Annotated in this window: 5 protein-coding genes; 2 read left to right on the forward strand and 3 right to left on the reverse strand. The window is 67.2% G+C overall.

All coding sequences use genetic code 11. The features are described 5' to 3' along the window. From cysD to HAV40_RS37765, 3 genes are all read right to left on the reverse strand, one after another. Window positions 1-604, reverse strand: a 604-nt coding sequence (gene cysD, locus HAV40_RS37755) for a sulfate adenylyltransferase subunit CysD (protein ID WP_240935378.1), incomplete at its 3' end; no start/stop codon positions are given. 53 nt (window positions 605-657) lie between these two features. Next, window positions 658-2,058: a sugar transferase gene (locus HAV40_RS37760; RefSeq protein WP_239087079.1), complete on the reverse strand. Its 1,401-nt coding sequence runs from the start codon at window positions 2,056-2,058 to the stop codon at window positions 658-660. 404 nt (window positions 2,059-2,462) lie between these two features. Further along, the gene (locus tag HAV40_RS37765; protein WP_166389124.1) at window positions 2,463-3,629 is read right to left on the reverse strand and encodes a homogentisate 1,2-dioxygenase; all 1,167 of its coding nucleotides are present in this window, start codon (window positions 3,627-3,629) and stop codon (window positions 2,463-2,465) included. 111 nt (window positions 3,630-3,740) lie between these two features. On the opposite strand from HAV40_RS37765, the gene HAV40_RS37770 reads away from it, so the two are divergent. Further along, entirely contained in the window at window positions 3,741-4,574 is an 834-nt protein-coding gene (locus HAV40_RS37770) for a hypothetical protein (protein WP_166389125.1), read from the forward strand. A gap of 47 nt (window positions 4,575-4,621) precedes the next feature. Then, window positions 4,622-5,797, forward strand: coding sequence for a fumarylacetoacetase (gene fahA, locus HAV40_RS37775; protein ID WP_166389126.1), 1,176 nt, complete (start codon window positions 4,622-4,624; stop codon window positions 5,795-5,797). Window positions 5,798-6,353 lie beyond the last annotated feature (556 nt).

Genomic DNA, 6,353 nt, shown 5'->3' on the forward strand with positions numbered 1-6,353 from the left:
GCATCCCGTCACGGTTGACGACCTCACGCTCATGCGCGTAGTAGATCGACGGCAGCGGGATCTCCTCCCGCGCGATGTAGTGCCAGATGTCCAGCTCGGTCCAGTTCGACAACGGGAACACCCGAATCGACTCGCCAGGGTGATGCCTACCGTTGTACAGCGACCACAGCTCAGGGCGCTGGTTCTTCGGATCCCACTGCCCGAACTCGTCCCGGAACGAGAACACCCGCTCCTTGGCCCGAGCCTTCTCCTCATCCCGACGCGCACCACCGAACAGCGCATCGAACCGGTACTTGTCCACCGCGTCCAACAACACCGGCGTCTGGATCCGGTTCCGCGAACCACCAGCGGGCTCCGTCACCAGACCACGCGCGATCGCCTCCGGCACCGACGCCACGATCAGCTGCAGGCCCAGCTCCTGGACGCGCATGTCGCGGTAGTCCATGACCTCGGGGAAGTTGTGGCCCGTGTCGATGTGCATCACCGGGAAAGGGATCCGGCCCGGAGCGAACGCCTTCTGCGCCAAACGCAGCATCACGATCGAATCCTTGCCACCCGAGAACAGCAGCACCGGACGCTCGAACTCCGCCACCACCTCCCGCATCACGAAGACACTCTCCGCCTCTAGGGCGTCAAGGTGCGATACCTGGAACGTCGTCACTGGTGTCGTCTCCTCTTTCTCGTCCGGCCGCGGCCGTCAGTAAGCGCCGGAACTGCGCAGGACAGCCTGCAGGTGCGCAGCAGGATGACCACGTCGAGGGTCAGCGACCAGTTCTCGACGTAGCGGAGGTCCAGGCGCATCGACTCCTCCCAGGAGAGGTCGGAGCGTCCGGAGACCTGCCACAGGCCGGTCAGGCCCGGCTTGACCACGAGCCGCCGGTGCATGTCAGCGGGGTACTGGTCGACCTCGGAGTCCAGCGGCGGGCGGGGCCCGACCAGCGACATCTCGCCCTTGAGCACGTTGATCAGCTGGGGCAGTTCGTCGATCGAGTACCGGCGCAGCCACCGGCCGAACGGGGTCACGCGCGGGTCGTTCTTCATCTTGAACAGCACGCCGTCGCCCTCGTTGAGGTGGCGCAGTTCCTGCAGCCGGTCCTCGGCGTCGGTGTACATCGTGCGGAACTTGTAGATGAGGAACTCGCGGCGGTGCTGGCCGACGCGCACCTGGCGGAACAGCGCCGGGCCGCCGCCGTTGCCGAACCGGATGATCAGTGCGCAGGCGAGCAGCAGCGGGGAGAGCAGCGTCAGCGCGATCGCGGCGATCACCCGGTCGGTGATGTTCTTGACGAGGCGGCCGGCACCGGTGAACCGTGGGTGGTCCAGGTGCAGCATCGGCAGGCCGTCGGCCGGGCGGATGGTGGTGCGGCTGTTGGCGACGTCGAACAGGGCGCTGGCGACCATCAGGTCGACCTTCTGGTTCTCCAGGCTCCAGGCGAGGCGGCGCAGCTCGGCGCCCTCGAGGTCGGGGCTGGAGAGCACGACGACCATGTCGGCGCCGACCTCGCCGACGACGGCGGAGACCTGGTGGATGTTGTCGTACACCAGGATGCCCATGCTGGCGAGGGGAGAGCCGACGCGCAGCGCGGGCACGCAGGCCGCGACGACGCCGAGGCCGTGGTAGCGCTCGTGCCGGAGCTGGCGGGTCAGGGCCACCACCGAGCTCTCGTGGCCGACTACGACGACCTGGCGCAGGCACTTGCCCTGGGCCCAGGCGCGGTGCAGCCGGCGGCGCAGGGTGTAGCGGCTGATGATCCCGTACACGGTGACGATCGGGACCGCGATGACGACGTAGCCGCGGGCGACACCGAGGTGCAGGAAGTAGGAGGCGAGACCGATCACCGCGCCGAGCACCAGTCCGCTGTGCAGAACGCGCTGGTACTCGTCATTGCCGACGAATAGATAACGCCGGTCGTAGGCGCGGTTCGCGAATAGCGCGATAATCCATATGGTTGGTAGGGAAAGGCTGAAAGCAACGTACTCGACCAGGTCGGTGCGGCCGAAGATCACCTTCAGGGCGACGAGGGCGGCGACGAGCCCGACCGCTCCGTCGGAGAGCACGAGGCTCTTGACGTAGCGCGACTCCCACCGCGTCCGCGAACCGGGCAACCCTCTGGTCAGGGCCGTAGTACGATGACCGCGTACCCCTTGACCTGCTTTGCTTGACGCACCGATGTGGACGGTAGTCACTCTCAGCTCCCCACTGAAGTGCCTGCTGGCGATCAGACCGGCACATGTGCCGCGATGGCTTAACGCCACGTTCTCCGCCAGGACGTCCTGACTCTACTTAACATCTATGTCTGGAACATTAAAACCAGAGCATTGTCAGCTAGTGGACTGGGTGTGATCCCGGTCCCATCAGCCGTAAGTATGAGAACGGATAAGACGATGCGGGAATGAAGGCGTACAGCCACCCGATTCCCACACCGTCCAATCTCGGCGGTCGTGGGGGCAGACCCGGCGGGTTACCCCGGGGCCCGGCCCGACCACGTCCAGGCGTACCCGGGATCTTCGCAGGAGAGCGCCGGTTCGCACAGGTCCAAGGGGCGGAATGTGTCCACCATGACGGCTAGTTCGTCGAAACGTTCCGCTCCGATCGAACGTTCGGCCGCACCCGGCTGCGGTCCGTGGGTGAACCCGGACGGGTGCAGCGAGATCGAACCCTGCCCGATGCCGGAGCCGCGGCGGGCCTCGTAGTCGCCGCCGGTGTAGAACAGCATCTCGTCGGAGTCGACGTTGTGGTGGTTGTACGGGACGGGAATCGCGAGCGGGTGGTAATCGACCTTGCGCGGCACGAATGAACAAATCACGAAATTCGGGCCCTGGAACGTCTGGTGCACCGGCGGCGGCTGGTGCAGGCGGCCGGTGATCGGCTCGAAGTCGTGGATCGAGAACGCCCACGGGTAGAGGCACCCGTCCCATCCCACGACGTCGAACGGGTGCTCAGCGTACACGTGCCGGGTCCAACCGCGACGGTGCTGCACCAGCACCTCGACGTCGCTGCCCTCGACGACCAGCGGCTCGCTCGGCCCGCGCAGGTCACGCTCGCAGTAGGGGGAGTGCTCCAGGAACTGCCCGCGTACGGACAGGTAGCGCTTGGGCGGGCCGATGTGCCCCGTGGCCTCGATGACCAGCAGCCGGGTCGGCTCCAGCGGGACCAGCCGGTGCACCACCGAGGTGGGGATGACGACGTAGTCGCCCTCGGTCGCGTCCAGCACCCCGAACACCGACTCCACGCGCAGCCGGCCCGCCTCGACGTAGAGGCACTCGTCCCCGATCGCATTGCGGTACAGCGGCGAGGGGGTGTCGGCGAGCACGTACGAGATGCGGCAGTCGTCGTTGGCCAGCAGGTGCTGCCGGCCGAGCACCGCGTCCGCGCCGGACTGGTCCAGCTTGTGGGTCTGCAGGTGGCGGGGCTTGAGGGGGCGGTTCGGCAGTCTGGTCCAGGCGGGCGGGTCGAACTCCTCGGCCGCCACGATCGCGGTCGGCGCGTGCCGGTGGTAGAGCAGCGAGGAGTCGGAGGAGAAGCCTTCCTGGCCCATCAGCTCCTCGGCGTACAGGCCGCCGTCCGGCTTGCGGAACTGGGTGTGCCGTTTCCGCGGGACCTCGCCGACGCTGCGGTAGTACGGCATGGCCAACCTCCTGTGTCGCATTTAAGGAGCGGTGTCCACTTTACGAAGAGAGACGTCCGATAATCGGACACTCTTGTCCGCTCTATGTAGCGTCCACTAGATTGACTGATCATGTCAACGCCACCGCTGCTGGCGCAGCTGCTCGACGATGCCGCGGTCTTCCCGCCCGGTAGCGCCACGCTGCCCGACGCCGTAGCGGCCCACCGCGAACACCGCCGCGCCTGGTACGCCCCGCTCGTCGGCCCGCTGCTCGTGCCCGCCTCCCAGCTGCCCGAACTCGGGCCGCTGCTGGCCAAGGGCGAGGAACTGGCAATCGGTGTCATCGCCGACGGTCCCGTGGCCGCCTGCTTCGCGCCGCCGCCCGCCGGGGTCCGGGTCGTCCAGGTCGAGGCCGCCATGGCCCGCCGCGGCGAGGACCCGTCACCGGCCCTGCACGAATTTATTCATCGCGTACGCGACAGCGGCGTGCGCGGGTACGCGGAGATCCCGCTCGCCTGGGGGCTGCTGACCGCGCTCGACGCGCTCGCGCAGGCCCGCGCCAGCGGGCTGGAGGTGTCGGCGAAGTTCCGCACCGGGGGCCTGGCCGCCGAGCTGTTCCCCACGCCGATGGAGCTCGCCGCGGTGATCATCGCGTGTCACGAGCGCGGGCTGCCGTTCAAGCTCACCGCGGGCCTGCACCACGCGATCCGGCACACCGACCCGGAGACCGGCTTCACCCACCACGGCTTCCTCAACGTGCTGGCCGCCGCGTGCGCCGCCGCGGAGGGAGTGGAGGTGACAGAGGTCGCCGGGCTGCTGGCCACCACCCAGCCGCTGACCCTGATCGAGGCGGTGCGCTCACGCCGCACCCGTGAGCGGCCGCTCTGGGTCGGCTTCGGCACCTGCAGCATCCCCGAACCACTCGATGATCTGCAAAAACTCGGACTACTGGACGGACGCGCATGAGCGCGCGAACCACCTCACCGGTTGCCGGTGAGCGCAGAGGAGATGGCATGACCTGGGTGCCCGGAGCCGCCGGCAGCGGCTACGACCTGAACCACCTTCCGTACGGCGTCGTCGTGCCGTCCGACGGGCGGGCCCGGTGTGCCGTACGCATCGGGGATGTTGCTTTTGATGTGGCTGCCGCGGAGGCGGCCGGGTTGATTCTCGCGGGCGACAGCCTCCGGGCGCCGAACCTGGACGCGTTCCTCGCGCTCGGGCCGGCGCACTGGTCGGCGGTGCGCGCCCGGATCACGGAGCTGCTCGGTGACCCGGCACATCGCGCCGAGGTCGAGCCGCTGCTGCTCCCGCTCGCGACCGTGACCAACGTGCTGGCCTGGACCGTCGCCGACTACGTCGACTTCTACTCCTCCGAGCACCACGCCTCGAACGTCGGCCAGATCTTCCGGCCCGGCGGGGCCGCCCTGCTGCCGAACTGGAAACACCTGCCCATCGGCTACCACGGTCGCGCGGGCACCGTCGTGGTCAGCGGCACGCCGGTGGTACGCCCCAGCGGTCAGCGCGCCGCCGACGACTTCGGCCCGTGCCGTCGCCTGGACATCGAGGCCGAGGTCGGTTTCGTGGTCGGGGCCGGTTCCACCATGGGTGAGCCCGTGCCGTGGCAGCGCTTCGCCGACCACGTGTTCGGCGTGGTGCTGCTCAACGACTGGTCGGCCCGCGACATCCAGGCCTGGGAGTACCAGCCGCTCGGCCCGTTCCTGGGCAAGTCCTTCGCGACCTCGGTGTCCGCGTGGATCACCCCGCTGGCCGCGTTCGGCGAGCAGGCCTGGACCGCCGCGCCCGTGCAGGACCCACCGGTGCTGCCGTACCTCGACGACGACCGCCGGGCGCTCGACCTCGACATCGCCGTCGAGTGGAACGACACCACGGTGTCCACCCCGCCGTTCCGCACCATGTACTGGACCCCGGCGCAGCAGCTTGCGCACCTGACCGTGAACGGCGCGAGCCTGCGCACCGGAGACCTGTACGCCTCGGGCACGGTGTCGGGTCCGGAGCGTGGCCAGGTCGGGTCGTTCCTGGAACTGACGTGGGGCGGCAAGGAGCCGGTCATGGTCAAGGGCGAGGAACGCGCGTTTCTGGCCGACGGCGACACCGTCGTGTTGCGCGCCCGGGTGGCAGACATCGAACTCGGTGCCGTTGCAGGGACAGTTTTCCCAGCTCACGTCTAATGTGACCGGGGCCGCACCACCCCGATTTGCATGGTCACCCGGGGTTTGCGTAATGTTCTCTCTGCCAGCGCGGAACGGACAAAAGAGGCGAGCGAAGAGCTCAAGTCGAAGTCCGGAAAACGCCGGACATCTGGGTGGTGCGGGACTTGCGCTCGCGAAACCGACCGGGTAATGTTCTTCGAGCCGGCAACGAGCCGGGCGGATGAGTCCGCCGAGACACAGTCTCGGAAGTGACCGCCGGCCGGGTTGCAGGTTCTTCCGAACTGATCCAACTATCAAGTAGTTGTGGTGTGTTCGGGCTGGGAAGCCGCGACATGGATGCAAATCGATCCTGAAAATTCAGGAAAGATTAGCTTGACACGGAGCGACGGACCGGGTAAGTTGGATGAGTTGCCCCGAGCGGGATCCCACAATGTGGGACACCAGCAAGGTGTGTGCTTGTTCTTTGAGAACTCAACAGGGTGCTATTTAAGCCAAGTGCCAATTTATTGGCCATCCTTTGGGATGGTTACTTTGGTATTAAACATTCTGGACATTTATGTCGGGTTTGTTTTTT

The sequence above is a fragment of the Catellatospora methionotrophica genome (genome assembly GCF_011297335.1).
Taxonomy (GTDB): Bacteria; Actinomycetota; Actinomycetes; order Mycobacteriales; family Micromonosporaceae; genus Catellatospora; species Catellatospora methionotrophica.

What these genes read in the sequence shown, in the direction of transcription:
- HAV40_RS37765 (WP_166389124.1), bottom strand. Translation starts at nt 3,629, where the DNA reads ATGCCGTACTACCGCAGCGTCGGCGAGGTCCCGCGGAAACGGCACACC.
- HAV40_RS37770 (WP_166389125.1), top strand. Translation starts at nt 3,741, where the DNA reads ATGTCAACGCCACCGCTGCTGGCGCAGCTGCTCGACGATGCCGCGGTC.
- fahA (WP_166389126.1), top strand. Translation starts at nt 4,622, where the DNA reads ATGACCTGGGTGCCCGGAGCCGCCGGCAGCGGCTACGACCTGAACCAC.